This is a genomic window from Azospirillum sp. P4_B5, from assembly GCF_056402275.1.
This window is the reverse complement of sequence record NZ_JBFUHT010000013.1, coordinates 53,789-79,740: the sequence shown is the minus strand read 5'-3', so window position 1 is coordinate 79,740 and position 25,952 is coordinate 53,789. Positions and strand designations below refer to the sequence as shown.

The window sequence follows — 25,952 nt, the reverse complement described above, 5'->3', positions numbered from 1 at the left end:
ACGACCGAACTATAACCCGTGATGCGCACGGTTTTCAACACGGACATTCCGTGTATGCATGTTTTTTGGAGCGACATCCGGCCGGAAGGTCCATAATATGGACCCCATCATGACCCGGCCCGATTCCGACACCGAAGCCGCCCCCGCCGGAGCGTCCGGCGGCACGCAAAGCCTGGAGCGCGCGCTGGCCCTGCTGCGCGCCGTCGCCTCCCACGGGGCCGACGGCGCGCGTCTGGCCGATCTGATGGGGGACACCGCCCTGTCCAAGGCGACGGCGCACCGCCTGCTGACCGCGCTGGCGCGGGAACGCTTCATCGACCAGGATCCGCGCAGCCGCCGCTATCATCTGGGGCCGGAATTGGACTCCCTGGGCCGAATCGCCGCCGCTCGTCACCGCCCCGAAGGAGAAGGCGAAAGCGACGCCCCGGTGCCTGGCCCCGCCACCGTTCAGCCCACCGCTTTCCTCCGCCCCGACTACCAAGGAGAGGCGATTCCGCTGGCCGACCTGCTGTGCGACCGTCACGCCCGCGCCGACGGCGCCCGCGCCGCCTTGCTGCACGAGAGCGTGGCCGGCCAGACGACGGAATTGAGCTTCGCCCGGCTGGCCCGCGATTCGGCGCGCTTCGCCGCGGTGCTGCGCGGCCTCGGCGTCGGGCGCGGCGACCGGGTGGCCGTGCTGCTGCCCAAAGGGGCGGAACTCCTGATCGCCGCGCTGGCGATCTGGCGGCTCGGCGGAGTCTACATGCCGCTCTTCACCACCTACTCCGCCGCCGCGGTCGCCTACCGTCTGGCCGACAGCGAGGCGCGGGCGATCGTCACCACCGGTTTCCTGCGCCGCAAGATTCCGCGCGACAACAGCCGCCCCGTGGTGATGGTGGAGGGGGACGAGGCCTTCGGTCCCGGCGCCGACGCGGTTCCCTTCTGGTCGGCCCTTCATGAATCCGCCCCCTTGCCCGACATCGCCCGCTACGCCGACCGCGACGCCTTCGCACTGATCTACACCTCCGAGGCGGAGCCGAAGCCGCTCGGCGTCTCGCTGCCCGTCATGGCGCTGGCCGGGATCGAGCAGTACATGCGAATCGGCCTCGACCTGCGCGACGACGACATCTATTGGAACATGGCCGACCCCGGCTGGGCCTACGGCGCCTATTACGGGCTGGTCGGGCCGCTGCTGCTCGGGCGCACCACGATCTTCTGCGACGGCCCCTACGACGTGCGGCAGGGCTACCGGATGCTGACGAAGTTCGGCGTCACCAACCTGACCTGTGCGCCGTCCCAGATCCGCGCCTGGCACAGCGCCGACCCGGAGGGCGGCCCGCACAAGCTGGCGCTGCGCATCCTGTCGGTGGTCGGCGAGCCGCTGCCGCCGGAGCTGATCGGCTGGGCAAACCGGGTGGTCAGCGTCCCCCTGCTCGACCAGTACGGGCAGCGCGAGACCGGCATCTTCATGATGAACCGCTACGACCCCGGCCACGCCGACCGCACCGCCGATTCCTCGCTGGGACGGCCCCTGCCGGGCTTCCGCGTGGTCATCCTCGATCCGCAGGGGCGCGAGGCGCCGGTCGGCGGCGCGGGCGAGATCGCCATCGACGTGGAGTCCTCGCCGCTCTTCTGGTTCGACGCCTACGCCAACGATCCGGGACGCACCGCCGCCCGTTTTCGCCACGGCCGCCGCTATTATCTGACCGGCGACTGGGCGTTCCTGGACGGCGACGGCAACATCCATTTCCGCGGCCGGGCGTCCGACGCCATCGTCATGCAGCAGGCGGATTGAGGGGGAGGCGCTTGCCCCCTCCCCGGCCCTCCCTCGCTGCGCAGGGGAAGGGAGAAGATCGTCCCCTCCCCTGCGCAGCGGGGGAGGGTTAGGGAGGGGGCCCCGTGACCGCCCTTACGGCTTCCCGCGCAGCAGATTGACGATGCCGGAGAAGTCCTTGCCGCCGAAGCCGGCGTTGCAGAACAGCGCGTACATCTGCGCCGCCTCGCCGCCGAGCGGCAGCGGGCTGCCGGTGCTCTGCCCGGCCTCGACCGCCAGCTTCAGGTCCTTCAGCATCAGCGCCGCGGCGAAGCCCGGCTGGTAGTCGCGGTTGGCCGGCGAGGTCGGGACCGGACCCGGCACCGGGCAATAGCTGGTCAGCGACCAGCACTGGCCCGATGACTTGGACGCCACGTCGAACAGCTTCTGCGACTCCAGCCCCAGCTTCTCGGCGAGCGCGAAGGCTTCCGACACGCCGATCATCGAGATGCCGAGGATCATGTTGTTGCAGATCTTCGCCGCCTGGCCGTTGCCCGGCCCGCCGGTGTGCACGATGGCCTTGCCCATCGCCGACAGGATCGGCTCGGCGCGGCGGAAGGCGGTGTCGCTGCCGCCGACCATGAAAGTCAGTGTCGCCGCCTCGGCCCCGCCGACGCCGCCGGACACCGGCGCGTCGACCATGGCGTGGCCCGCCGCCTCCGCCGCCTCGGCGACGGCGCGGGCGCTGTCCACGTCCACGGTGGAGCTGTCGATGAACAGGCTGCCCGGCTTGGCCTTGGCGATGATGCCGTCCGGCGCCGTGTAGACCTCGCGCACATGCTTGCCGGCGGGCAGCATGGTCACGACCACCTCGGCCTCCCCCGCCGCGGCGCCGGGGCCGGTGGCGATGGTGGCGCCGGCATCGCGCGCAGCGGTGCAGGCGGCTTCCGACAGGTCGAAGGCCAAGACGGTGTGGCCGGCCTTCAGCAGGTTGCGCATCATCGGCGCCCCCATGTTGCCCAGCCCGATAAAGGCGATCGTCGCCATAGCGTTTCCCCTCGTCTTATTATGACGCTGTTTGTTGTGCTGCCGTCAGCCGCCGGTCAGATGGCGGGCGATGATGACGCGCATGATCTCGTTGGTGCCTTCGAGAATCTGGTGAACCCGCAGGTCGCGGAAAATCCGCTCGATCGGGTACTCCTTGATGTAGCCGTAGCCGCCGTGAAGCTGCAGCGCCTCGTTCACCACCTGGAACCCCGTGTCGGTGGCGAAGCGCTTGGCCATGGCGCAATGGGCGGTCGCCTCCGGCGATCCAGCGTCGAGGCTGGCGGCGGCGCGGTGCAGCATCAGCCGGGCGGCGTCCAACTCCGTGGCCATGTCGGCCAGCTTGAACTGCAAGGCTTGGAAGGCGTTCAGCGGCTTGCCGAACTGCTTGCGCTCCGTGGTGTAGGCGATGGCCTGCTCCAGGCAGAAGCGCGCCCCGCCGACCGAGCAGGCGGCGATGTTCAGACGCCCGCCGTCCAGCCCCTTCATGGCGATGCGGAAGCCCTCCCCCTCCTCGCCGATGCGGTTGGCGACGGGGACGCGGCAGTTCTCGAAGATGACCGCCGAGGTCGGCTGGCTCTTCCAGCCCAGCTTGTGCTCCTGCTTGCCGAAGGACAGGCCGGGCGTGCCCTTCTCCACGACGATGCAGGAGATGCCCTTGGGGCCGGGCTCGCCGGTGCGGACCATGCAGACATAGACGTCCGACGTGCCGCCGCCGGAAATGAAGGCCTTCGAGCCGTTCAGCACGTAATGGTCGCCGTCCCGCTCCGCCCGCGTCCGCAGCGAGGCCGCGTCGGATCCCGCCCCCGGCTCGGTCAGGCAGTAGCTGGCGAAATGCTCCATGGTCGTCAGCTTGGGCAGGAAGCGCTCACGCTGCTCCGCGTTGCCGAAGCGGTCGATCATCCAGGAGGCCATGTTGTGGATGGAAATGTAGGCCGCCGTGGACGGGCAGGCCGCCGACAGCTCCTCGAAGATCACCGCCGCGTCGAGCCGCCCGAGTCCGGAGCCGCCGAACTCCTCCCCCACATAGATGCCGGCGAAGCCGAGCGCCGCGGCCTGCCGCAGGGTGTCGATGGGAAAGACGCTGTTCTCATCCCAGTGCGCGGCGTTCGGCGCCATTTCCTGCTGCGCGAAGTCGCGCGCCGTGTCGCGGAACGCCTGCTGCTCCTCCGAAAGCGCAAAATCCATGCGCATCCTCCCCAGAACCGCAGTGGCCCGGAGTCCAAGACGGATCTCCGGTTCTCATTGTTGGGGGGAAGGACTATCATGCTGGATACGCGCTGTCCATCTCTTGTATACAGAGACGGGGGCGGCGGAAGGCCGCGGACGAGGAAGGGGACACGCTCGGGATGAGCGACCGGATTGCCGCCAGCAAGACCGCCGATAAGGGTGCCACCCGCGCCGACGAGGTGCGGCTCGCCATCGAAGAGGACATCTTCCTGGGCCGCCTGCGCCCCGGAACACGGCTGGACGAGGAAAGCCTCGCCCAGCGCTTCAACATCTCCCGCACCCCGATCCGCGAGGCGATCCTCCAGCTCGTCCACGCCGGGTTGGTGGAGAAGCAGCCGCGACAGGGGGCGGTGGTCGCCCCGCTGAAGCTGCACCGCATGGTGCAGATGTTCGAGGTGATGTCGGAAATCGAGGGGCTGTGCGCCCGCTTCGCCGCCCGCCGCATGTCGGAGGAGGAGAAGCAGGCCCTGAAACACCTCCACGACACCTCGAAGGCGCATATGGAGGCGCGGGAGCTGGACGCCTACTACGCGGTCAACCGCTCCTTCCACGAAGCCGTGCAGGCGGGCAGCCACAACGAGCCGCTGCAGGAGATCGCGCGGGGCCTGTTCGCCCGGCTGGCTCCCTACCGCCGCTACCAGCTCAACCACCCCTACCGCGTCAAGGACAGCTTCACGGAGCATGACGACGTGGTGGAGGCGATTCTGGCCGGCGACCCGGAGGCCGCCTACGCCGCCATGCGGCGGCACGTGACCATCCAGATCGACATCTTCACCGAGTTCGTGTCCATCATGGGCGGAAACGAAATACAATAGACCGTTCTTCCGTATACAAAGCTGTGGCCGACGGCATGCGCTTGTGCTAAACCCTGGACACCGGATCACCGGGTGCATGGAGGGAATCACGATGTCCGACGTGGGTGGCAATCTGTTCGAGCTGTTCCGTTCCCGCTTTCCGGCGGACCGCAGCCGCCCCTTCGCCGAGACCGAGCCCGGCACGGACAACGCCCGCACCGTCACTTACGGCGATCTCGAAGCCCTGACCGGCCGCTACGCCAACCTGCTCGCCGACCTCGGCCTGAAGAAGGGCGACCGGGTCGCCGTGCAGGTGGAGAAGTCGGTCGAGAACATCATCCTCTACCTCGCCACCGTGCGCGCGGGCGGTGTCTTCCTGCCGCTGAACCCGGCCTACACGAAGGCGGAGGTCGAGTATTTCCTGACCGACGCGGAGCCGCATGTCTTCGTCGCCCGTCCCGAATCCGCCGACGCGTTGCGCGAAGTCGCCGACAAGGCCAAGGTCGCCCATCTGCTGACTCTCGGCACCCACGGCGAGGGCACGCTGCCGGAGCAGGCCGCCGGCAAGGGCACGGACTTCGCGACCGTCCCGGCCGAGGCCGACGATCTCGCCGCGATCCTCTACACCTCGGGCACCACCGGGCGGTCGAAGGGCGCGATGATGAGCCACCGCAACCTCGGCTCAAACGCGCTGACGCTGCACAAATACTGGGGCTTCCAGCCGGACGACGTGCTGCTGCATGCGCTGCCGATCTTCCACACGCACGGCCTGTTCGTGGCGACCAACTGCGTGCTGCTGAACGGCTCCTCCATGCTGTTCCTGCCGAAGTTCGACGCCGAGCAGGTGATGGGGCTGCTGCCGCGCGCCACGGTGATGATGGGTGTGCCGACCTTCTACACCCGCCTGCTCGCCCACCCCGGCCTGACGCGCGAGGCGACGGCGCACATGCGGCTGTTCGTCTCCGGCTCGGCGCCGCTGCTCGCCGACACGCACAAGGACTTCTCGGCCCGCACCGGCCACGCGATCCTGGAGCGCTACGGCATGACCGAGACCGGCATGCTGACCTCCAACCCGCTGGACGGCGACCGCATCCCCGGCACGGTCGGCTTCCCGCTGCCCGAGGTGTCCGTGCGCGTCGTCGATCCGGAGACGGGCGCGAGCCTCGGCACCGACGCGATCGGCATCATCGAAGTGGCCGGGCCGAACGTCTTCTCCGGCTATTGGCGGATGCCCGAGAAGACGAAGCAGGAGATCAAGCCGGACGGCTTCTTCATCACCGGCGATGTCGGCAAGGTGGACGGGCGCGGCTATGTGCACATCGTCGGGCGGGCCAAGGACCTCATCATCTCCGGCGGCTTCAACGTCTACCCGAAGGAGGTCGAAACGGTCATCGACGGCATCGACGGCGTGGTCGAATCGGCGGTGGTCGGCGTGCCGCACCCCGACTTCGGCGAGGCGGTGACCGCCGTCGTCCTGCGCAAGCCCGGCGCCGCCACCCCGGACGAGGCCGCGGTGATCGCCGTCTGCAAGGAGCAGCTCGCCAACTTCAAGGTGCCCAAGCGCGTCTTCTTCATGGACGAGCTGCCGCGCAATGCCATGGGGAAGGTGCAGAAGAACCTGCTGCGCGACGCCCACAAGGACCTCTTCACCGCGGCGAAGGCGCGCTGAGGCGCGCGCGGCTTTCCCTCTCCGGTCAAATCCGTATAAGGTTCGGCGCTTTTTCCACCAGGCGGGTTGTGGACAGGCCATCGGCGACTCGATACGCTGCCGTATGGTCTCCGGAGTGTTACCGATGGAAGCGAAGACGCTGAACCGCGAATCCTGGCTGTCCGCCGCCTTCTCCGCCCTGGCGGAGGGCGGCGTCGAGCAGGTGCGGGTCGAGCTTCTGGCCAAGCGGCTGAAGGTGACCAAAGGCAGCTTCTACTGGCACTTCCGCGATCGGATGGAGCTGGTGGAGGCGATGCTGGAGGGCTGGAAGACCGGCCGCATCGAGGCGATCAAGGCGCAGACCCGGCTGGACGGCCGCACGCCCGCCGAGGGCCTGCGCTACGTGCTGTCGCTCTACGGCGGCAGCAGCAACCCGCGCGGCATCGCCATCGAGCTGGCGATGCGCGATTGGGCACGCCGCGACCCCCGCGCGTCCGAGATCGTGGCGGAGGTCGACCGCGAACGTCTGCGCTGCGTGTCGGACCTATTCGCCAGCATGGGGCTGGACCCCGACGACGCCTTCGCGCGGGCGTATCTGTTCTACTCGTTCATCTTCGGGGAGGGGCTGCTCGCCCGCTCCGCGGCCCCCGACCGGTTCGAGAAGGCGCGGGACCTCTGCGGGAAGGTGCTGGTGCCGGAGGGTGTCGTTTAACGGAGAGCCATGTCTCCCCGATTGCCGCAAGCCACCCCGCCCGGCGGTGGAGGGAAATTCACCCGATGCCCAGCCGCTCCTTCAGCGGGCCGAGGAAGCGGCGGCTGACCGGGATGCTCTGGCCACCCAGCGTCTGGATTTCGGCCAGCCCGTTGTCGATCAGACGGATTTCCCGGATGCGGTCGGGGTTCACCAGATACTGCCGGTGGCAGCGCACCAGAGGGGTGCGCTCCTGCAAGGTCAGCAGGGTCAGCTCGGTGAAGCGTTCCTCGCCGTCGGCGCCGACAACGAACACCCCACTCGCCTTGGAGGCCACGCATTCCACCTCGTCCAGCTTGAGCAGGGAGATGCGGTTGTGGCCCGTGCAGGGGATCAGGCGCAGCGGCGCTGCGTCCTTCAGTACGGCAAGGTCCTGCGGCGCCCGATCGCGGCGCAGCCGTTGCAGCGTCTTGGCCAGCCGGGCCGGGTCCGCCGGCTTCAGCAGATAGTCGAAGGCGTGCTCCTCGAAGGCCTGGACGGCGTATTCGTCGTGGGCGGTCAGGAAGACGATGCGGGGCATCCGCTCCGGGTCGAGCATGCTCAGCATCTCAAGCCCGCTGACCCGCGGCATCTGGATGTCGAGGAAGACCACGTCCGGCGGCTGGCGGTTGATGGCGCCGATGGCCTCGATGGCGTTGGCGCACTCCCCGACGACCTTGAGGTCGTGGAACTCCTCCAGAAGGCGCCGCAGCTCCTCGCGGGCCAGCGGCTCGTCGTCCACGATCAGGAGGGTCATCATGGCGCGGCCTCCGCAACAACGGGAGTGTCCAAGGGCAGGCGCAGTGAGATGCGGGTGAAGATGTCGGCTTCGCAGGCGACGTCCACCCCGTATCCATCGCCGAAGCGGTTGCGAACGCGGCGGTCCACAATCGACATGCCCAGCCCGTCGCCGCCCGGCCGCTCCTCGTAGAGGCCGGCGTTGTCCTCCACCGAGAGCAGCAGGTCACCGTCCTCCCGCCGCGCCGCGATGCGGACATGGCCGGGGCCGAGAAGCTGCGAGGTGCCGTGCTTGATGGCGTTCTCGACCAGCGGCTGGAGCAGGAAGGCCGGGAGCCGGGCGTGGCGCAGCTCGTCGGGCACGTCGATCTCCACCGACAGACGTCCGGTGAAACGCGCCAGCTCGATCTGGAGATAGGCGCTGACATGCTCCACCTCGTCGGCCACTGTGGCCTCCTGGCTGGGGCGCTTCAGGTTCTTGCGGAAGAAGACGGACAGGCTCTGCACCAGCTGGCGCGCCCGCTCCGGATCGTTGCGGATGACCGCGGAGATGGTGTTCAGCGCGTTGAACAGGAAATGCGGATTCACCTGCGCGTGCAGCAGCTTGATCTCCGACTGGGCGAGCAGCGCCTTCTGCTGTTCGTAGCGCCCGGCGAGGATCTGGCTGGACAGCAGCCGGGCGATGCCCTCCCCCAGCGTGCGGTTGATGGTGGAGAACAGCTTGGTCTTCGGCTCGTACAGCTTCACGGTGCCGATCACCCGGTCGTCCTCCCCGACCAGCGGGATCACCAGCGAGGCGCCCAGCCGGCAGTTCGGATGGATCGAGCATTTGTAGGAGACCAGATTGCCGTCGGCGTAGAGCACTTGGTTGTTGGCGATCGCCTGGTAGGTCTGGGGCGAGGTGATCGGCGTGCCCGGGAGATGGTGGTCGTCGCCAACACCGATGAAGGCCATGAGCTTGTCCCGGTCGGTGATGGCGACCGCGCCGACGCCGGTCTCCTCGTAGATGATGCGGGCGACCCGCATGCTGTTCTCTTCGTTGAAGCCCTGGCGCAGCACGCCGTCGGCCCGCGCGGCGATCTTCAGCGCCTTGGCGGAGAAGGCGCTCGACTGCTTATCGATCAGGGCGCGGCGGTCCATCAGGATGCGCATGAACAGCCCCGCCCCCAGCGTGTTGGCGACGATCATCGGCAGAGCCACCACCTCGACCAGATGGACCGCCGCCGGGAAGGGCTTGGCCACCAGCAGGATGATCAGCATCTGGGCGATCTCCGCCACGAAGGTGACGGCGCCGACGCGCAGCGGGTCGAACAGCGGCTCGATCCGGCCCTGGCGGACGAAGTGGCGGTGCACCAGACCGCCGATCAGCCCCTCCGTCACCGTGGAGACGGCGCAGGCCACCGCCGACATGCCGCCCAGCGAGTAGCGGTGCAGCCCGCCCGTGAAGCCGACCGCCAGCCCCACCGACGGCCCGCCCAGGATGCCGCTCAGCACGGCCCCGATGGCGCGGGTGTTGGCGATGGAGTCGTCGATCTGCAACCCGAAATAGGTCCCCATGACGCAGAACATGGAGAAGATGACGTAGCAGGCCAGCTTGTGCGGCCAACGCACGGTGAGGTGCATCACCGGCAGGAACAGCGGCGTCCGGCTCAGCATATAGGCGATGACCAGATACACGCACATCTGCTGGAGCAGCAGGAAGACGAGGCTGAGATGCTCGACGGTCATGGGGGCGGACGGCGGGTGGCGGACGGCGGGATTGCCGGCCCGCAGGCTACCCCCGCCCACCATGCCGCGGTATGATTCCAATCAATGGATGCGGCCGGAGTCCCCGGACCATTGCGATGGCTCTATGCGGCCAGCGCGGGGGCCTGCTGCACCGATGCAGGCATGGTGCCGGAGTTGGCGGGCGGCAGGCGCAGGCGGCTCGCCAGCCCCTCCAGGGAATCGTGCAGGCGCCGGCAGGGGGTGCCGTCCTCCCCCGGCTCGTAGATGCCGACGAAGGGAGCGCCCGGCTGGTTGGGGTCGAGATGCACCTCGACGATGTGGGTGCGCGACGCGCAGCCACGGACCAGCGGATCGGCGGGGATCACCGTCCAGCCGCGCCGCAGGCAGCGCTCGGCGAGCCCTTCCAGATAGAGCGAGGCGGACGGAGCGCGCTTCAGCGCCTTCAACTCGGCGATGAGTTGGCGGACGTTGTCCACCTGCTCCAGGAACAGGCCGGCGGCGTGGTGCGTGTCGCGGATCACGAGCTTCAGCATGGATTGAAACCTCCTGTGTGCGCACGGCTCCGTCACCCGCGGGCGCGCATCGGCGGCCTTCGCGGCGCGGCGCCCGTTGGGCGGAAGCCTTGCATGTGTCGTGCGTTCGGGCGGAAAGCGTCGGGCGGGGCGCGGTCCCTCTATTCGGCGGCGCCCAGATCGGTGTCGGCAACATCCGATTCGGGGCGCTCGGCGACCGTCACGGGTGGCTCGGAGGTGGGTTTGCGGTCGGGGTAAAGCGCGGCGACCATCTGCTCCAGCCGGTGCCGCAGCGAGCGGTTCGGCTGATCGGAGGGGCGGGCTTCGACGCGGACGTTCACCACGCCGTCCTCGATCATGCCCAGTTCGTCGGCAGCCTTGCGGGACAGGTCGATCACCCGCCCCTTCACGTAGGGGCCGCGGTCGTTGATCACGACCTCGACGCTGCGCCCGTTGTCGGCGTTGGTGACCGTCACCCGGCTGCCCAGGGGAAGCCGGCGGGACGCGGCGGTCAGCCGGTTCTGGCTGAAACGCTCCCCCGACGCCGTGGTCCGGCCATGGAAGAAATCGGCGTAATAGGACGCCTTCCCCTTATGAACATAGACCGGTTCGATCTCCGGAACGACCGGTGCCGATGTGTCCTCAAACGCGATGTCCTGCGGCATTGGCGGGACGGTGGCGATCTGTGCCGTGGACGAGCATGCCCCAACAGAAACAGCACAAATGGCGAGCGCAACACAGCCATACCGCACTCTTTTTCTCCCCCGTTGTTGTTCTGCGGCAACGGTTGCGGAATCTCTCCATCCTGTCAATCCGCGAATCCACGCTGATGCTGTGACAGGATTGCGTCTTAATATTCTTTAACGATTTTATTTTGATCTTGTCTTTAGGCGGAGGCGGATGGCAGAGAGTTTTATTTTTAGATACTGTTTTCAATGCCATCCGGAAAATTCAGCCAGTCGTCCCCAACGCTGAATCCGGCCCCCTCACCGCTCCGCGAGTGCGTGGAAGGAATTTCCCGGAATGTCCGCAAGACACTGAAAATCTGCTGAAAAATTTTCCTCCGCCAATGTTGAAGGTCCCGTCTGATCCATTGAATGCCCCTGGACGTCTTGTCATAAGTACTGTGCGATTGAAAGACGAACGCCAACCGTTTTCGCCAAACATCGTTGAAATTCGGAACGAATTTAACGAAACACCGGCCCACCCCCGACGGAGCTTGCGGAGATGAGTGAGTCTCGGATTCCCGGCCTTGGCGAGAACGGAGACGGAATCGGCGATGATCGATCAACCTATGACGGCGTTCCAGGCCCGGCGACGGCCGGACGGACGACGGACGGGGCTAACGATCCGCTGTTCCTCCGCGCCTTCGACAGCGGGCGCCGCTGGGGCGCACCGCCGGACGGCGCCATGACGGCGCCCTACATCCTCACCTACGGCTGGGTTGTGGACGCCGGTCTGCGCTACGTGCCGGGCTTCCGGCCGCTCAACGACAGCCAACGGGCCATGGCGTTGCAGGCGATGGGGGAATGGAGCGCGGTCGCCAACCTCGCCTTCGTGGAAACGTCGGCGCCGATGACCGCCAACCTTCAGTTCCACATGAGCCAACTGGACGTCTTCCGCGCCTCCGGCATGGCCTACTACCCCAACGCCGCGGGCTCCCACATCTACCTCGATCCCGAATCGGCCGGTTACCGGACCTACATCCATGAGATCGGGCACGCGCTCGGGCTGAAGCATCCCGGCGATTACAACGGCACCGGCAGCGGCACCCCGCCCTTCCTGCCTCCGTCCGAGGACAACCGGACGAACACGATCATGTCCTATTCCGGCGTCTGGCCCGGCGGACTGGGCGTCTACGACATTGCCGCGATCCAGCGCCTCTACGGTCCCAACCCCACCGTGCGTGCGGGCGACGATCTGTATCTCCTGACACCGGGGGCGCCGGGGCGCTACCTCTGGGATGGCGGTGGCAACGATACCTTGTCCGCGGCGGGAGCGAGCGTTCCCGTCACCATCGACCTGACGGGCGGCTGGGGATGGTTCTCGGCACAAGACTTCTCGATCCTGGCCCGGAACCAGTTCTTCGTCGGCTATGGCACCCGCATCGAGACCGTCATCGGGGGGTCGGCCGGCGACCGGTTGTCCGGCTCGGCCGTCGCCGACACGCTGGTGGGCGCTGCGGGGGACGACACGCTGGCCGGCGGAGCGGGCGACGATCTTCTCGACGGTGGAACCGGCACTGACACGGCCTTTTTCGACTTCCCCTCCGCCAACGCTTTCGTGACCGGCGCTCCATCGGGAAGCGGTGCGGACCTGACCGTCATCGGGGCCGGCGGCACCGACCGACTGCGTGGCATCGAACGGCTGGTCTTCACCGACCGCAGCATCACCCTTCAGGAGGCCGCCGCCGCCCTGCCCCGTGCCGAGCCCGATCAGCGCGCCCTCGTTCAGGATGGCACCCGAAGCTACGAGGTACGGATGCCCCCCTATTCCGGCCCGGTCGCCGGCCTGAGGAACCAGTTCCTGGGGACGTCCTCCGGGGAGGCGGTCATCGGCAGCGAACAAAGCGATTTCATGAATCTGCTCGGTGGCAACGACGCCGCGCAGGGCGGAAGCGGAGACGATGTTCTGGACGGCGGCGAGGGCTCCAACTTCCTGACCGGCGGCGCCGGCACGGACACCTTCTACATCGATGGGCGGAGCGAGGGCGTCACATGGTCAACCGTCACCGACCTGCACTTGGAGGAATGGGCCATCGCCTGGGGCTGGACGGACGCCGTCTCCCGGTTGACCTGGGGGGATCTGGCGGGGGCGTCCGGCTATCAGGGGGCTACCGCGCAAATCGATCTTGACGGCAACGGCGCCACCGACCTCAGCCTGACCTTCAGCGGGCACACGCCCGGCGGCCTGCTCGCGATGCCCGGACAGGTCGGGACCGACGGCTATCTCGCCTTCCGGATCGGCTGACCGCTTTCCGCAGTTCGAAAAAAGGACCGGACCGACTGCCGCGCCGCGCCGATCCTGCCGCATCCTCAGCGGAATCGTCGAGCAAGGAACGAGGAGGGACCCACGACCATGAAGCAGGTGATGTTCGTCGAACTCGGCATGGGCGCCGATCTGCACGGTCAGGACGTAACCAAGGCCGCGGTGCGCGCCGTGCGCAACGCCATCGAGCGCAACTCCATGCCCGGCATGCGCGCGCTGGTCGATGGCGACACCAGCCGGATGCAGGTCCGCGTCCATCTCGCCGTTCCGGCGGACGCCGACCGTCTGGACCTGGAGGCCGTCCGGGCCGTCTTCCCCTATGGGCAGGTGTCCTTCAACGTGGTGTCCGGCGGCATGCTGGCGCCCAGCGGCATCTTCCTGGCCGACAAGAACGACCGCAACGAGATGATCTACATCGTCAACGCCGCGGTGGAGGTCGGCGTCTGAGGTCTGGGGTCTGAGGTTTGGCCTTTGAGTTCGGAGCGGTTGCCCCCGCCCCCCGTTTCGTGCCAGCGTCGGGGCATGAAGCGCGCGCTCCGAACCGTCCTGATCGCCGTCGGCATCCTGGCCGGCGGCCTCGTCACCCTGACCGTGGGGGTGGTGGCCGCCCTGCCGGTGATCGCCGACCACATCCCCCTGGAACTGTCGCGAGTCGTGATGAGTGACGGGCGGCGGCAGGTGGAAATGCAGGGCATGGTCCATGTCGCCAAGCCCGACTTCTACAGCGGAATCGCCAAGCACATCGCGCAGCGGCGCCAGGAAGGCTGGCTAATCTTCTACGAGGAGGTCCGTCCCGACGATTCCTCCAACCCCGCCGGGGTGGCCGACGTGCTGCGCCGGCTGGGGGCGGACTGGAACCCGGACAGCAAGCAGCATCCCTACGAGATGATGGCGAGCCTGCTCGGCGACGGGCTGGTGCTTCAGGACAACCGCACCCTGATCGGCCCGCCGGGACCGGACGCTCGCAACGTCGACGTCACCCTGTCGCAACTGCTGGCCGCCCTGCCCCCCGACGATCCGGACGACACCGATCCGAACCACGCCGATCCGGAGACCATCGATCTGGCGCAGCTCCGGGACGAGTACGACACGCTGCCGGGCTGGGTGCAGCGGCGCGTCCAGTCCGCCATCCGAATCATGCTGGCGACCACCGCGTCGGGCTCCATGGTGCGTGACGCCCTGCCGCCCGCGCTGACCACCCTGCGCGAGGACAAGGTGGTGGCGGCCATCAAGGCCGAACCGGACCGCAACATCCTGATCCTCTACGGACAGGTGCACATCGGCCACATCCAGACCATGCTGAAGGACGCCGACGCCCGGTGGCGGACGGTCTCGTCGCAGGCGATCCAGGCGTTCTGAACCGAGCGGGTCACCCGATGCGGATCACCAGATTTTGCGGGCCAGCTCTTCGCCGCGGGCGGTCAGTTCCTCGAAGCGGCGGCGGGCCTCGTCCTCGGCGTTCCAGCCGCCGGGGGGGACGACGGCTTCGGCGGCGTCCGGCCGATCCGGCGCGCTGGGACGGTCGCCCGCCTCCCCGTGGAGACCGTAGATTTTACCGTCGCGCGCCTCGATCACGGCGTAGCGGCCGTCGCGCTCGACGAGCCGGAAGCTGCCATGTTCCGATACGGTCCGGACGTTGGGCATCGCAATCTCCCCTTGCGGTTCACAGGTCACGCCGTGAACAACCGGTGCGCTGCCCGTTTGTCGCATAGCAGCAATATAGCACTTTATGGGTGCAAATGAGAGTCGTTCGCACTATACAGGAAGGAAGTCAGCCGCAAAGAAGTTCGAACCGCCAATGTTCACAGCGCTTCACACCCGTTCCATCGCTGCGATGGCCGCCGCCGGCACCTTCCTGTCGAGCGGACTTGGCTGGGCGCAGGGCACCCCCGCAACCAACGGCGGCGCTCCCGCGGCACCGGCTTCCACGGCAGCGCCCATGACGGCTCCCATGGCGGCCCCCGTCACCGACGCGCTGGCCGCCCCGTTGGCGGCGCCGGACGCCGCGGCTGGAGCGGCCGCCGGGCTGGAGCATATGACCGCCGCGACGGCGACGCTGCCGCACGACCTGTCCCCCTGGGGCATGTTCATGGCGGCGAGCCCGGTGGTGCAGGCGGTGATGATCGGGCTGGCGCTGGCCTCGGTGGCGACCTGGACCATCTTCCTCGCCAAGTCACTGGAGCTGTCGAAGGCCAAGCGCAAGGCGCGGGCCTCCTTGGCGGCACTTGAGCAGGCGCGCTCGCTGACCCAGGCGGCCGAGAGCATCGGCTTCGAGAAGACCCCGGCGACCGCCTTCCTGCGCGCCGTGATCGCCGAGGCCCACCAGTCCGCCGACGCCCCCTCGCAGGACGGCCTGAAGGAGCGCGCGGCCTCCCGTCTGGAGCGGATCGAGGCGGCGGAGGGGCGGCGCATGATGCGCGGCACCGGCATCCTCGCCAGCATCGGCTCCACGGCTCCCTTCGTCGGGCTGTTCGGCACGGTGTGGGGCATCATGGTCAGCTTCATCGGCATCGCCAAGTCGCAGACGACCAACCTCGCCGTGGTGGCGCCGGGCATCGCCGAGGCGCTGCTGGCGACGGCCATCGGCCTCGTCGCGGCCATCCCGGCGGTGGTCATCTACAACGGCTTCGCCCGTTCCATCGGCGGTTACCGCGCCCAGCTCGGCGACTCCTCCGCGGCGGTGCTGCGGCTGCTGAGCCGCGACATGGACCGCCGCGCCCTGCCGCGCGCCGTATCCAAGGCGGCGGAGTAAGGCCATGGCGGCGCGTCTGGACGACGGCGACGATCTCACCGAGTCGCACGACATCAACGTCACGCCCTTCATCGACGTGATGCTCGTGCTGCTCATCATCTTCATGGTGGCGGCCCCGCTGGCGACGGTGGACGTGCCGGTGGACCTGCCGGCCTCCACCGCCCAGCCGCAGCCGCGGCCCGACAAGCCCCTGTTCCTGACCATCCAGGCGGACAACAGCCTGTCGGTGGGCGACACGCTGGTGGCGCGGGAGTCCCTGGCGGCGGCGCTGGATGGGGTGACGAACGGCGACAAGGGCGCGCGCGTCTTCCTGCGCGCCGACCGCAGCGTGGATTACGGCGCGCTGACCGAGGTGATGAACGCGCTGCGCGCCGCCGGCTATCTGAAGATCGCCCTGGTCGGGCTGGAAGGCGCGGCCGCCAAATGAGCGTGGCGACCGTCGATCCCAACGACCTCCCGGAGGATGGCGAGCGCACGGCGCCCGCCCTGGCGCGCTGGGGCGGCAGTCTGCTGGTCGTGCTGGGCGCCCACGCCCTCGTCGCGGTCGGCGCGCTGTCCTGGCACGTCGCGATGGAGGAGGCGCCGGCGATGCCGCCCGCGGTGATGCTCGACCTGCCGCCAATGCCGGAAACACCGGCCGCCGAGCCGCCGACCCTGGAATCGATGCTTCCGGAGCCGGAGATGCCGCCCGAGCCGGTGATCGAGCCGGAACCGGAACCGGAGCCCATCCCCGAGATCGCTCCGGAGCCGCCCCCGCCCGTGCCGGCGGAGGTCGCCCTGCCGGAACCGCCGCCCAAGCCGAAGCCCAAGCCCAAGGAAGAGCCCAAGCCGAAGCCCAAGGCCGAACCGCCGAAGCCGCGCCCACAGCCGCAGACGCCGGCCAAGCCGGTGACGGAAGCCCCGGCCAATGCCGCTCCTGCCGCTGCGCCGCCCTCGGGCGCCCCGGCCCAGGCGGCGCCGGTGCCGCGCAACAGCAACGCGCTGCCCACGTGGCATGGCGCCGTGCTCGGCCACCTGGAACGCTACAAGCGCTACCCCCGCATCGCTCAGATGCGGCGCCAGCAGGGCGTTCCGCAGGTCCAGATCACCATCGACCGGCAGGGTCGCGTGCTGGCGGTGCGGTTGCACAAAGGCTCCGGCTTCGAGGCGTTGGACGAGGAGACGATCGCCTTGGTCGAACGCGCCTCCCCGCTCCCGGCCCCGCCGCCGGACGTGGCGCAGGACCGCATGGAGCTGGTGGTGCCGGTGCAGTATTTCCTGCGCTGACCGGTCAAACGCCGGTGACGTGGATGCGCATCACGGTGTGTGCATCCACAGGCGCATGAGTTCCGGAACCGTGCGAATGTCGAGTTTGCCGAGAATGTTCGCCCGGTGCGTCTCCACCGTGCGGACGCCGATCCCGAGGCGGATCGCGATGGCCTTGTTGGCGCAGCCCTCGACCATCAGCGCCGCGACATCCCGTTCGCGGGGGCTGAGAAGGGCCAGCTTCGCCAGGGCGGACTCCGCGGCGGAGCGGTCCCGGCGCTGGTGGGCGTCGCGCTGCAAGGCCTCGTGGATGCGGCGCAGGAAGACGCCGTCGTCGAACGGCTTTTCCAGGAAATCGACGGCTCCGGACCGGAAGGCGGTGACGGCGGAACTCACCTCGCCATGGGCGGTGATGATGATGACCGGCAGGCCGCAGCCGCGCCGGGACAGTTCCTCCTGAAGCTCCAGCCCGTCCATGAAGGGCATGCGGAGGTCGGCCACCACGCAACCCGGCTGCTCCGGGCTGTAGCGGTGCAGGAATTCCAATGCGTTGGCGAAGGTGCGCACGGACAGGCCGGCCACTTCGACGAGGACGGAGAGCGCGTCACGGACCGCCTCGTCATCGTCGATGATGAAAACGGTCGGATCGCCGGTGAGGGATTTATCGGTCTGGGTCATGGGACGGCCGGGTGTCTGGACGGGCTGCGGGCAGGAAGACCTGGAACACGGAACCGGTCGCACCGGTGCGCCCGAGCCACAGCCTGCCGCCGTGGCTTTCGACGATCGAGCGGCAGATGGGCAAGCCGAGCCCCATGCCCGCCGGCTTCGTGGTGGCGAAGGGCGAGTACAGATGGTCGACCATGCCCGCCGACACGCCGGGGCCGCTGTCCTCGACCTCGAAAGTCAGGCCGTCCGGCGGCGCGGCCCGGACACGCAGGACGACCTCGCGCACCGGGCTGTCGGCCGCGGCGATGGCCTCGATGCTGTTGTGCACGAGGTTGAGGAGGACCTGCTCGATCTGGATGCGGTCGCACAGCACGAGGGGAAGCGGCTCCGCCATGTCCACCCGAAGCTGGACCCGGTTGTAGGCCGCGTCCCCGCGCACCAGGGTCAGCGTCTCGCGCAGGATTTCGCTGGCCGATTCCGGCGCCAGCTGAAGCGATCCCTTGCTCAGGAACGTGCGCAGCCCGCGAATGACCTCGCCTGCGCGCTCCGCCTGGATCACCGCCTTGTCGATGAGGTCGTGGGCGCGCGGCGGCGTGTCGTCGCCTTCCAGAAGGCGCTGGGCGGCGCGCGCGTAGCTGATGGCGGCCAGCAGCGGCTGATTCAGCTCGTGGGCCAGGGCGGACGCCATCTCCCCGGTCACCGTGAGGCGGGAGAGATGGGCCAGCTCGGTCTGGTGTTCGCGCAGCCGGACCTCGATCTCGCGCCGCTCGCTGACCAGGGCGCCGAGGAACAGGGCCGTGATGGCCAGGGCCAGCATCAGCGTCTGGTGATAGACCACCGCGCCCAGGGGAAGGCCGATCGCCTGCAGCCCGGCGATCAGGCCGCTCTGAATGGCCAGGGCCGCCAGCACTGCGCCCGGCAGGCCGTGTGACACCGCCACCCAGACGAGGGGCAGGAACAGCACGTAGAACAGGTTGAACTGACCGTCGCCGATGGGCAGGAAGACCAGCAGCAGGGCCGCGGCGATGGCCGCCGTCTGGGCGGCGGTGGGCGTCTTCGGCACGCTCCAGGCGGGCGTCTCGTCCGGCCGGTGCAGCAGGAGGACGAAGGGCGTGACCACGGCGATGCCGATGGCGTCGCCCAGCCAGTATTGGAACGCCAGCGTCGGCAGGTCGGCCGCGGGCAAGGCCCCGTCCAGGACGAAAACGCCGACGAAGACGGGCGCCACCACGGCGGCGCTCAGGAAGGTGACGCCGACCAGCCAGCCGACGTCGCGCACCCGGTTCAGCGCCAAGCCGATCGCCACCCGGTGGCGCAGGACATGGGCGGCGGCCCCATAGCCGGCGACGATGACGAGATTTGAGAGCAGCAGCGAGGAGATCGAGGCGGGATGCCCCCGCACCACTAGATCGGCGAGGATCAGCGTGGCGTAGACCATCGGCAGGCCACGCGCGCCGGTCCACAGCAGAAGGGCCATGTAGAGCCCCGCCGGTGGGTTCCACGGCGTGATGTTGAGGCTCGGGCGGGGGTGGATGAAGGTCAGCCAGTCGATGGGCAGATAGGCCGCCAGGAAGGCGAGCGACAGCACGACCATGTCCCGGCCGGTCAGGATGGCCGGCGCTCCCGTCGCACGGCTCGCGGGCGGAAAAGGCATCTCAAAACGGTCTTTCAGGCTGCACGGGCGCAACGGCACGGGTGGACGAGGCATGGACTATACGTCCACCCGGCGTGTTCGCCTATGCGATGGGCGGGAGCCCGGCGGGCTCCCGTCCTCGCGACGCACGGGATCAGCCGACGAAGAACGGTTGCGTTCCATGCGCGGCGATGGCCTTCGACAGCCGTTCCAGCGCGTGCGCGTAGGCCGCCGTGCGCATCGGGATGTCCTTGGCCGATCCCATGTCCCAGACCCGGCGGCCCTCGGTCTCCATGATCACGCGAAGGCGCTCATGAATCTCGTCGAGGCCCCAATAGTAACCCTGGCGGTTCTGCACCCACTCGAAGTAGGACACCGTTACCCCGCCGGCGTTCGCCAGGATGTCGGGCAGGACGATGACGCCGGCCTCGTTCAGGATGCGGTCGGCGTCCGGCGTGACCGGGCCGTTGGCGAGTTCCAGGACGACGCGCGCCTTGATGAGCCCGGCGTTGCCCTTGTGGATCTGATCCTCCAGCGCCGCGGGGACCAGGATCTCGCAATCGGTGCCGAGCATCTCGTCGCCGGTCACCGCGCGGGCGCCGTTCCCGATGTAGGCGGTCACCGAGCCGCCCCGCTCCTTGGCCGTCTGCACGGCCTGCGGGTCCAGCCCGTCCGCGCAGACGATGGCACCGCGGGAATCGGACAGGCCGACGATGCGGTAACCGTCTGCGTGCAGCAGGCGGGCGATGTGGAAGCCGGCGTTGCCGTAACCCTGGATCACCACCCGGCGGGCCGATCCGGACAGGCGCAGATCCTCTTCCAGATGCTTGATCAGGTAATAGCCGCCGCGCGCGGTCGCGTCGTCGCGCCCGAGCGAACCACCGAGCGGCAGCGGCTTGCCGGTGATGACCGCCGGGCTCGGCTGGCGGACGATGGAGCTGTACTCGTCGGCCATCCACCCCATGATCATGGAGTTGGTGTAGACGTCCGGCGCCGGGATGTCGCGGTCGGGTCCGATCATGCCGGCGAAGGCCTGGACATAGGCCCGCGACAGACGCTCCAGCTCCGACTTGGACAGGCTGTGCGGATCGACCTTCACCGCGCCCTTGCCCCCGCCATAGGGCAGGTTCATCACCGCGCACTTGAAAGTCATCCAGAAGGCCAGCGTGGTCACTTCCTCCACGTTGGAACTCGGGTGGAAGCGGATGCCGCCCTTGGTCGGGCCGCGCGTGTCGTCGTAGCGGCACCGCCAAGCCGGGAAGGAGCGCCGCGATCCGTCGTCCATGCGCACGGACAGGCGGACGCTCAGAGTCTCCTTGGCGTATTTCAGCTTCTCAAGAACCTCGGAATCCACCTCGACGTGCTTGGCGGCTTCATCCAGGCGGCTCAGCGCCCCCGAAAGCAGATCGTCCATTCCTTTTCCCCATGGTTTCGGTCAGGCGCACCGAAGGTTGGCCGCATCTCCTTCCTGGAAGGTTCTGCTCACTTCCCCTAAGGCATATGACGGCCTTTTCTACTGGGGAATAACCCGGATCAAAATATCCGTATTATTACGGAAATCTTATAACACACTGCAAAACAACGATAAATTTTTTAAAGGCCGATCTGCAGCTTGCGCTCCGTAGTCATGCGGATGGCCGCGACCAGCCCGGTGGAGATCGTCTCCATCCGCCACACGAAAAACCTGGGCGCATCGACAGGCCGCAACGCCGGTGCGGGCCAGGGGCGGTCGCAGTATCTGTTCTTCCTCGACCACGACGACGAGTTCCTGCCCGATCACGTCGGGCTCCGCATCACCGCCCTGGATCAGACGCCGCAGGCCGGCCTCGGGTGCACCGGCGTGGTCTTGACCGATCCGGTGCACCCGAACTGTTATCCCGCCATCCGCAACACGCTGGTCCTCACCCTCTGCGTCCGCGTGGAATGCCATCGCTTCATCGGCGGCTTCAGCCGTGATCCGAACTTGCTGACACTCCGCGTCGAGGACATGCTGTGCGCCAGCCTTCTGTCGGAGACCTTCCAGCACCTGCTGACCGACCGGCCGACGGTGAGGCTCCACCGCATCCCCGGCAACATGTTCGACCGTCAATACGGCCGCTTCACCCAGCCTCCGGAGGCGGTCGTCGACGTCCTGTCCTTGGAGGAGGAGGCCCTTCGTCCTCAGGTCCTCGGCCGTTACGATTGGAGTCTTGCCTTGACCCGGCACCGGAGCGACCTTCTGTCGCGCTGTTTCCGGCCGACCCGGCCGGCATAGCCGCCGCGCCGCCAGCCGGACGACCGCCTGCCTGCCGACACCTCCTTCCACGCGACGGACCGACATGCCCATTCCTTCGCCCCCGCACCGCCTCGCTTCCCCGTCGGCTCCCACGCCCGCACAGGCCATGGCGGCGGGATGCGCAGGCGGCGGTGCGGGGGCCGGCGCCGAAGCGCGCCTCCGTGCCCTCCTGTCCATCGACTCCGCCAACGAGGAGGCCTGGCTCCGGCTCGGCGGCCTCGCGCTGGGCGACGGACGCCACCGCATGGCGGCGCGCTGTTTCGCCCGCCTGATGCTTCTGGCCCCCCACCGGGCCCAGGCCATGCACAATCTTGCCGAGGCGATGCGGCTGGCCGGACGCAAGCGGCAGGCCGCCATCGCCTTCACCCGTGCCTTGCGGTTGCGCCCGGACTATCCCAAGGCCCTGGCCGCCTACGGCCTGGTGCTGAAGGAGTCCGGCTCGGGCCGCGCCGCCCGGCGCCTCGTCGCGCGGGCCCTGGTGGCCGATCCGGCCTTCGCCACGGGGTGGCGCAACCTGGGGGCGCTGATTCAGGAGGCCAACCAGCCGGATGCGGTGGCCCGGCTGCTGCGCCGCGCCGCCCTGTGCACCCCCGGCGATGCCGCGATGCAGGCCGCCTACGGCCTCGCGCTGTGCGAAACCAAGCAGACCGGCCCCGCCCTGGCCGTCCTGCGCCGGGCCGTGGCGCTGGACCCGGACGGGCCCGCCGCCCACGGCAACCTCGCCTTCGGCCTGATGCACGCCGCGGACACCGAGGGTTCCCTGCGGGCGACGCGACGGATCCGCCGGCTCGACCCGATGGCGCCGGAAGCCGATTCCCAGGAATCCCTGTCCTGGATGATGACCGGCGACTTCGCGCGCGCCGCCGCCCTCGTCAAACGCGCCCTCACCCTGGCGCCCGACCATCCGGGCTCCCTGGTCAACGCGGCGCTGGCCTTCCACAGCGTCGGCGGCGCCCGCGACAGCATCCGGTGGAACAAGCGGGCCCTGCGGCTTGATGCCAAAAGCCCGGTCGCCCGCTTCAACCTGTCGCTGACGCTGCTGCAGAAGGGCGATTTCGCCCACGGCTGGGCGCTGTACGAGGCGCGCTGGGCGATGTGGGGCTCCACCTATCCCCAGCATGCCCCGGCCTGGGACGGCAGCCCGCTGAACGGCCGGAGCATCCTGCTGGTCGCCGAGCAGGGGCATGGCGACACGCTGCATTTCGTGCGCTACGCCACCCTGCTCGCCGAGCGCGGCGGCCGCGTCGTCCTGCTCGTCCAGCCCCTGCTGAAACGGCTGCTTGCCAACACCCCCGGCGTTGCGGCCGTCCACGGCTTCGACGAGGAGGTGCCGGCCTGCGACGTCTGCGCGCCGCTGCTGAGCCTTCCCCGCCTGCTTGGCACCCGGCTGGAGACCATCCCGGCCACCATCCCCTACCTGCGCCCCGCAGAGGCGGATCGCCGGTTCTGGCGCGCCCAACTGGCCGGCGACCAACCGGCGGGCGACCAACCGGCAGGTGGGCCACGGCTGAAGGTCGGGCTGGTGTGGGCGGGGGAGCCGCGCAAGGACGACGTCAAGGCCAACTCCGTGGACCGGCGGCGCAGCCTGACGCTTGCCGCCCTCGCCCCCCTGGCCGCTGTTCCCGGCATCGCCTTCTACAGTTTGCAGATCGGCGAGGCCGGCGCCCAGGCCAAGGCGCCGCCGCCCGGCATGACGCTGATCGACCGGACCGGCGGCATCCGCGATTTCGCCGACACCGCGGCCTTCATCGAACAGCTCGACCTCGTCGTCACCGTGGACACCTCCGTGTGCCATCTGGCGGGCGGGCTGGGGGTCCCGGTCTGGGTGCTGTCGCGGTTCGACGCCTGCTGGCGCTGGCTCGGCCATCGCGAGGACAGCCCCTGGTACCCGACCATGCGCCTGTTCCACCAGGACGAGCCGGGCGCCTGGGAGGCGCCGATCGCCCGGCTGGCGGCGGCGCTGGGCGAACTCTCCGCCGGCCGCCCCGCCGCCGTCCCGCCGCCCGAACCAGCAAGGACGGGGCTGGCCGCCGCGCTCGACGCCCACCGCGCGGGCCGGCTGGAGACGGCCGCGGCCGGCTACCGGCGGGCGCTGGCCGCGGAGCCGGCGCTGGACGACGCGCTGCATCTGCTGGGGCTGGCGCTGCTGTCCATCGCCGATCCGGTCCCGGAGGTCGGGGCGGCGGCCGAAGCGTGGCTCCGCCGCGCAGTCCGTGTGGAGGGACGCCGCGCGGCCTTCCGCAACTCGCTGGGGGAGCGGTTCCGCACCGCCGACCGCTCCGGACCCGCGGGGATCGCGTTCCGGCAGGCGGTCGCCCTCGACCCCGCCTACGCCGAGCCGCTGGTCAACCTGGCCAAGCTGGCCATGGCGGCCGGACAGCCGGAGGCGGGCAAGCGCCTCGCCCGACGGGCGGCGCGCCTGTCGCCCGCCCTGTGCGACGCCTGGCGCGCCATCGGCCAGGCGGCGTCGGAGCAGGGCAACCCCGAGGCTGCGGCGACCGCTTGCCGGCGGGCGCTGGCGCTGGTGCCGGCCGACGGCGAAGGGCTGGGCCGTCTTGCCGGGGCTCTCGGTTTGCTGGGCCGTCGGGAAGAGGCCGAGCCGCTGCTGCGGCGCGCGCTGCGCAAGACGCCCGACGCGGCGCAGGCTTGGCGCGCCTTGGCCGACGACCGCCTGAAGCGCGGCGATCCGTCGGGGGCGGAATGCCTTCTGCGGCGGGCGGTCGCCCTCGCCCCCGACTTCCCCGAAGCCCTCAACAACCTCGGCGGAGCGCTGCTCGGGCAGCGGCGCCACGCGGAGGCCCGAACCCCCTATCACCGGGCCATGACGCTCCGCCCCGGCTATCCCGACCCCTGGAACAACGCGGGCAACGCCTTGCAGGAAGGTGGCGATCCGGCTGCCGCCATGGCCCATTACCGCCGCGCCGTGGCCCTGTCGCCGGCCCACCCGGTCGCCTACTCCAATCTGGCCGAGGTCACCCGCGCGTCGGCCGCGGCGCTGGCCGACTACCGGGCGGCGGAGATGCTGTGCCGCCGTGCCCTGGCGCTGGCGCCCGAGCATGCCGCCGCGATCAACGTGCTGTCGGTCCTTTGCCTGGATCTCCGGCGCCTGGACGAGGCGGAGGCCGGGTTCCGGCGGATTCTCGAAGGGGACCCGCGGAACCCGCAGGCCAACTTCAACCTGTCGCTGGTTTTGCTGACGGGGGGGCGCCTCCGGGAAGGGTGGGAGCATTACGAGGAGCGCTGGCGGGTCGGCGAGCTTCCCGTGCCCAAGGCGCCGGGCCGGCTGTGGACCGGCGAGCCCCTGGAAGGCCGCAGCATCCTGCTGCACGCCGAGCAGGGGCATGGCGACGTGCTGCAATTCGCGCGCTACGCTCCGCTGGTCGCCGAACGGGGGGGCGAGGTGCATCTGGCCGTCCACAGCGGCCTTCGGCGGCTGATGGAAGGGCTGCCCGGTCTGCGGGCCGTCCACAACCTGCACGACCCGCTGCCGGCGACCGCCCTGCACTGCCCGCTGCTCAGCCTGCCGCGGGCGTTCCGCACGGATCTCGACAGCATTCCGGCGGCCGTCCCCTACCTTTCCGCCGATCCGCGGGCGGTGGCGCGCTGGCGCGCCCGGCTGCCGGCGGACGGGCGGCTCAAGGTCGGGCTGGTGTGGTCCGGCGACCCGCGGCCGCACAGCCCCAAGGCCAACGCGGTGGACCGGCGGCGCAGCCTGACCCTGGCGGCGCTGGCCCCGCTGGCCGCGGTTCGGGGCGTGGTCTTCGTCAGCCTGCAAAAGGGGGCGGCGGCGGCGCAGGCGCAAGAGCCGCCGGCGGGCATGGACATCGTCGACTGCATGGACGAGGTGACGGATTTCGCGGACACCGCCGCGCTCGCGCGCTGTCTCGACCTCGTCATCGCCGTCGACACCTCGGTGGCCCATCTGGCGGGCGCGCTCGGGCTGCCGGTCTGGATGCTGTCGCGCTTCTCCGGCTGCTGGCGTTGGCTGACGAAGCGCACCGACAGCCCGTGGTACCCGACGCTCCGTCTGTTCCACCAGGAGGCACCCGGCGACTGGGCCCCGGCCATTGCGCGCATGGCGGCGGCGTTGGGGGACTATGGCGGACGGGCCGGTTCGCCGCGGTGAGGACTCGTTTCCGGGGGCCGGCGACGTTGTTGGGGCGTTGTCAGTTTGGCGGGCGCGCCCTACCCGTGGCCGCTTTCCAGTGGTGACCACGCCGCCCAACCCTTGTGGCCC

General features: G+C 69.3%; 21 protein-coding genes and 1 pseudogene. 12 read left to right on the top strand and 10 right to left on the bottom strand.

What is annotated here, in order from left to right; all coding sequences use genetic code 11:
- Positions 1 to 109: 109 nt before the first annotated feature.
- Complete coding sequence (locus tag AC1DVI_RS13135; protein ID WP_476958342.1) at positions 110 to 1,774, top strand: acetate--CoA ligase; 1,665 nt, start codon at positions 110 to 112, stop codon at positions 1,772 to 1,774.
- Between the two features lie 114 nt (positions 1,775 to 1,888).
- Here AC1DVI_RS13135 and mmsB read toward each other — a convergent pair.
- Both mmsB and AC1DVI_RS13125 read right to left on the bottom strand, forming a co-directional pair.
- Positions 1,889 to 2,797, bottom strand: a pseudogene (gene mmsB, locus AC1DVI_RS13130) (3-hydroxyisobutyrate dehydrogenase); the annotation flags it as partial.
- Positions 2,798 to 2,824: 27 nt separating this feature from the next.
- Positions 2,825 to 3,964 (bottom strand): isobutyryl-CoA dehydrogenase, encoded by a 1,140-nt coding sequence (locus AC1DVI_RS13125; RefSeq protein ID WP_476958341.1) that lies wholly within the window; start codon positions 3,962 to 3,964, stop codon positions 2,825 to 2,827.
- A 161-nt stretch (positions 3,965 to 4,125) separates the two neighbouring features.
- On the opposite strand from AC1DVI_RS13125, the gene AC1DVI_RS13120 reads away from it, so the two are divergent.
- The 3 genes from AC1DVI_RS13120 to AC1DVI_RS13110 all read left to right on the top strand — a co-directional run bounded on the left by AC1DVI_RS13120 (position 4,126) and on the right by AC1DVI_RS13110 (position 7,160).
- On the top strand, positions 4,126 to 4,821 hold the full coding sequence (locus AC1DVI_RS13120; RefSeq protein ID WP_476958340.1) for a GntR family transcriptional regulator: 696 nt from the start codon (positions 4,126 to 4,128) through the stop codon (positions 4,819 to 4,821).
- 91 nt (positions 4,822 to 4,912) lie between these two features.
- Positions 4,913 to 6,469 (top strand): malonate--CoA ligase, encoded by a 1,557-nt coding sequence (locus AC1DVI_RS13115; protein WP_476958339.1) that lies wholly within the window; start codon positions 4,913 to 4,915, stop codon positions 6,467 to 6,469.
- A gap of 124 nt (positions 6,470 to 6,593) precedes the next feature.
- The gene (locus AC1DVI_RS13110; protein WP_476958338.1) at positions 6,594 to 7,160 is read left to right on the top strand and encodes a TetR/AcrR family transcriptional regulator; all 567 of its coding nucleotides are present in this window, start codon (positions 6,594 to 6,596) and stop codon (positions 7,158 to 7,160) included.
- A gap of 58 nt (positions 7,161 to 7,218) precedes the next feature.
- Here AC1DVI_RS13110 and btsR read toward each other — a convergent pair whose 3' ends face one another.
- The 4 genes from btsR to AC1DVI_RS13090 all read right to left on the bottom strand — a co-directional run bounded on the left by btsR (position 7,219) and on the right by AC1DVI_RS13090 (position 10,821).
- On the bottom strand, positions 7,219 to 7,938 hold the full coding sequence (btsR, locus tag AC1DVI_RS13105) for a two-component system response regulator BtsR (RefSeq protein WP_476958337.1): 720 nt from the start codon (positions 7,936 to 7,938) through the stop codon (positions 7,219 to 7,221).
- A complete protein-coding gene (locus AC1DVI_RS13100) occupies positions 7,935 to 9,644 on the bottom strand; it encodes a LytS/YhcK type 5TM receptor domain-containing protein (RefSeq protein WP_476958354.1) in 1,710 nt (569 codons plus the stop codon). Before AC1DVI_RS13100 ends, btsR begins: the two co-directional genes overlap by 4 nt.
- Positions 9,645 to 9,766: 122 nt before the next feature.
- Positions 9,767 to 10,177: a hypothetical protein gene (locus tag AC1DVI_RS13095; RefSeq protein WP_476958336.1), complete on the bottom strand. Its 411-nt coding sequence runs from the start codon at positions 10,175 to 10,177 to the stop codon at positions 9,767 to 9,769.
- A gap of 140 nt (positions 10,178 to 10,317) precedes the next feature.
- Positions 10,318 to 10,821, bottom strand: coding sequence for a septal ring lytic transglycosylase RlpA family protein (locus AC1DVI_RS13090; RefSeq protein WP_476958335.1), 504 nt, complete (start codon positions 10,819 to 10,821; stop codon positions 10,318 to 10,320).
- A gap of 562 nt (positions 10,822 to 11,383) precedes the next feature.
- Here AC1DVI_RS13090 and AC1DVI_RS13085 point away from each other — a divergent pair.
- The 3 genes from AC1DVI_RS13085 to AC1DVI_RS13075 all read left to right on the top strand — a co-directional run bounded on the left by AC1DVI_RS13085 (position 11,384) and on the right by AC1DVI_RS13075 (position 14,503).
- Entirely contained in the window at positions 11,384 to 13,126 is a 1,743-nt protein-coding gene (locus AC1DVI_RS13085; RefSeq protein ID WP_476958334.1) for a reprolysin-like metallopeptidase, read from the top strand.
- A 108-nt stretch (positions 13,127 to 13,234) separates the two neighbouring features.
- Entirely contained in the window at positions 13,235 to 13,591 is a 357-nt protein-coding gene (locus AC1DVI_RS13080; protein ID WP_014241764.1) for a Lin0512 family protein, read from the top strand.
- A 75-nt stretch (positions 13,592 to 13,666) separates the two neighbouring features.
- Positions 13,667 to 14,503 carry a hypothetical protein gene (locus AC1DVI_RS13075; protein WP_476958333.1) on the top strand — a complete coding sequence of 279 codons (837 nt, stop codon included), beginning with the start codon at positions 13,667 to 13,669 and terminating at the stop codon, positions 14,501 to 14,503.
- A 24-nt stretch (positions 14,504 to 14,527) separates the two neighbouring features.
- Here the strand turns inward: AC1DVI_RS13075 and AC1DVI_RS13070 are convergent, their stop codons facing one another.
- Positions 14,528 to 14,788, bottom strand: coding sequence for a hypothetical protein (locus tag AC1DVI_RS13070; RefSeq protein WP_476958332.1), 261 nt, complete (start codon positions 14,786 to 14,788; stop codon positions 14,528 to 14,530).
- A gap of 154 nt (positions 14,789 to 14,942) precedes the next feature.
- Here AC1DVI_RS13070 and exbB point away from each other — a divergent pair, with 154 nt between their 5' ends.
- Genes exbB through AC1DVI_RS13055 form a run of 3 tightly spaced genes read left to right on the top strand, consistent with a single transcriptional unit; the run spans position 14,943 to position 17,162 of the window.
- Positions 14,943 to 15,896: a tonB-system energizer ExbB gene (gene exbB, locus AC1DVI_RS13065; RefSeq protein WP_476958331.1), complete on the top strand. Its 954-nt coding sequence runs from the start codon at positions 14,943 to 14,945 to the stop codon at positions 15,894 to 15,896.
- A gap of 4 nt (positions 15,897 to 15,900) precedes the next feature.
- Positions 15,901 to 16,323 (top strand): TonB system transport protein ExbD, encoded by a 423-nt coding sequence (gene exbD / locus AC1DVI_RS13060; protein WP_476958330.1) that lies wholly within the window; start codon positions 15,901 to 15,903, stop codon positions 16,321 to 16,323.
- Positions 16,320 to 17,162, top strand: a complete 843-nt coding sequence (locus tag AC1DVI_RS13055; protein WP_476958329.1) for an energy transducer TonB — start codon at positions 16,320 to 16,322, stop codon at positions 17,160 to 17,162. Before exbD ends, AC1DVI_RS13055 begins: the two co-directional genes overlap by 4 nt.
- A gap of 30 nt (positions 17,163 to 17,192) precedes the next feature.
- Here AC1DVI_RS13055 and AC1DVI_RS13050 read toward each other — a convergent pair whose 3' ends face one another.
- The 3 genes from AC1DVI_RS13050 to AC1DVI_RS13040 all read right to left on the bottom strand — a co-directional run bounded on the left by AC1DVI_RS13050 (position 17,193) and on the right by AC1DVI_RS13040 (position 20,854).
- Complete coding sequence (locus tag AC1DVI_RS13050) at positions 17,193 to 17,819, bottom strand: response regulator transcription factor (protein ID WP_476958328.1); 627 nt, start codon at positions 17,817 to 17,819, stop codon at positions 17,193 to 17,195.
- Entirely contained in the window at positions 17,803 to 19,461 is a 1,659-nt protein-coding gene (locus AC1DVI_RS13045; protein ID WP_476958327.1) for an ATP-binding protein, read from the bottom strand. The genes AC1DVI_RS13050 and AC1DVI_RS13045 overlap by 17 nt, the downstream gene beginning before the upstream one ends.
- Positions 19,462 to 19,594: 133 nt before the next feature.
- Complete coding sequence (locus tag AC1DVI_RS13040; protein ID WP_476958326.1) at positions 19,595 to 20,854, bottom strand: Glu/Leu/Phe/Val family dehydrogenase; 1,260 nt, start codon at positions 20,852 to 20,854, stop codon at positions 19,595 to 19,597.
- A gap of 219 nt (positions 20,855 to 21,073) precedes the next feature.
- Here AC1DVI_RS13040 and AC1DVI_RS13035 point away from each other — a divergent pair, with 219 nt between their 5' ends.
- Both AC1DVI_RS13035 and AC1DVI_RS13030 read left to right on the top strand, forming a co-directional pair.
- The gene (locus AC1DVI_RS13035; protein ID WP_476958325.1) at positions 21,074 to 21,694 is read left to right on the top strand and encodes a glycosyltransferase family A protein; all 621 of its coding nucleotides are present in this window, start codon (positions 21,074 to 21,076) and stop codon (positions 21,692 to 21,694) included.
- A 64-nt stretch (positions 21,695 to 21,758) separates the two neighbouring features.
- On the top strand, positions 21,759 to 25,841 hold the full coding sequence (locus tag AC1DVI_RS13030) for a tetratricopeptide repeat protein (RefSeq protein WP_476958324.1): 4,083 nt from the start codon (positions 21,759 to 21,761) through the stop codon (positions 25,839 to 25,841).
- The last annotated feature ends 111 nt before the right edge of the window (positions 25,842 to 25,952 follow it).

What these genes read in the sequence shown, in the direction of transcription:
- AC1DVI_RS13135 (WP_476958342.1), top strand. Translation starts at nt 110, where the DNA reads ATGACCCGGCCCGATTCCGACACCGAAGCCGCCCCCGCCGGAGCGTCC.
- AC1DVI_RS13125 (WP_476958341.1), bottom strand. Translation starts at nt 3,964, where the DNA reads ATGGATTTTGCGCTTTCGGAGGAGCAGCAGGCGTTCCGCGACACGGCG.
- AC1DVI_RS13120 (WP_476958340.1), top strand. Translation starts at nt 4,126, where the DNA reads ATGAGCGACCGGATTGCCGCCAGCAAGACCGCCGATAAGGGTGCCACC.
- AC1DVI_RS13115 (WP_476958339.1), top strand. Translation starts at nt 4,913, where the DNA reads ATGTCCGACGTGGGTGGCAATCTGTTCGAGCTGTTCCGTTCCCGCTTT.
- AC1DVI_RS13110 (WP_476958338.1), top strand. Translation starts at nt 6,594, where the DNA reads ATGGAAGCGAAGACGCTGAACCGCGAATCCTGGCTGTCCGCCGCCTTC.
- btsR (WP_476958337.1), bottom strand. Translation starts at nt 7,938, where the DNA reads ATGATGACCCTCCTGATCGTGGACGACGAGCCGCTGGCCCGCGAGGAG.
- AC1DVI_RS13100 (WP_476958354.1), bottom strand. Translation starts at nt 9,644, where the DNA reads ATGACCGTCGAGCATCTCAGCCTCGTCTTCCTGCTGCTCCAGCAGATG.
- AC1DVI_RS13095 (WP_476958336.1), bottom strand. Translation starts at nt 10,177, where the DNA reads ATGCTGAAGCTCGTGATCCGCGACACGCACCACGCCGCCGGCCTGTTC.
- AC1DVI_RS13090 (WP_476958335.1), bottom strand. Translation starts at nt 10,821, where the DNA reads ATGCCGCAGGACATCGCGTTTGAGGACACATCGGCACCGGTCGTTCCG.
- AC1DVI_RS13085 (WP_476958334.1), top strand. Translation starts at nt 11,384, where the DNA reads ATGAGTGAGTCTCGGATTCCCGGCCTTGGCGAGAACGGAGACGGAATC.
- AC1DVI_RS13080 (WP_014241764.1), top strand. Translation starts at nt 13,235, where the DNA reads ATGAAGCAGGTGATGTTCGTCGAACTCGGCATGGGCGCCGATCTGCAC.
- AC1DVI_RS13075 (WP_476958333.1), top strand. Translation starts at nt 13,667, where the DNA reads ATGAAGCGCGCGCTCCGAACCGTCCTGATCGCCGTCGGCATCCTGGCC.
- AC1DVI_RS13070 (WP_476958332.1), bottom strand. Translation starts at nt 14,788, where the DNA reads ATGCCCAACGTCCGGACCGTATCGGAACATGGCAGCTTCCGGCTCGTC.
- exbB (WP_476958331.1), top strand. Translation starts at nt 14,943, where the DNA reads ATGTTCACAGCGCTTCACACCCGTTCCATCGCTGCGATGGCCGCCGCC.
- exbD (WP_476958330.1), top strand. Translation starts at nt 15,901, where the DNA reads ATGGCGGCGCGTCTGGACGACGGCGACGATCTCACCGAGTCGCACGAC.
- AC1DVI_RS13055 (WP_476958329.1), top strand. Translation starts at nt 16,320, where the DNA reads ATGAGCGTGGCGACCGTCGATCCCAACGACCTCCCGGAGGATGGCGAG.
- AC1DVI_RS13050 (WP_476958328.1), bottom strand. Translation starts at nt 17,819, where the DNA reads ATGACCCAGACCGATAAATCCCTCACCGGCGATCCGACCGTTTTCATC.
- AC1DVI_RS13045 (WP_476958327.1), bottom strand. Translation starts at nt 19,461, where the DNA reads ATGCCTTTTCCGCCCGCGAGCCGTGCGACGGGAGCGCCGGCCATCCTG.
- AC1DVI_RS13040 (WP_476958326.1), bottom strand. Translation starts at nt 20,854, where the DNA reads ATGGACGATCTGCTTTCGGGGGCGCTGAGCCGCCTGGATGAAGCCGCC.
- AC1DVI_RS13035 (WP_476958325.1), top strand. Translation starts at nt 21,074, where the DNA reads ATGGCCGCGACCAGCCCGGTGGAGATCGTCTCCATCCGCCACACGAAA.
- AC1DVI_RS13030 (WP_476958324.1), top strand. Translation starts at nt 21,759, where the DNA reads ATGCCCATTCCTTCGCCCCCGCACCGCCTCGCTTCCCCGTCGGCTCCC.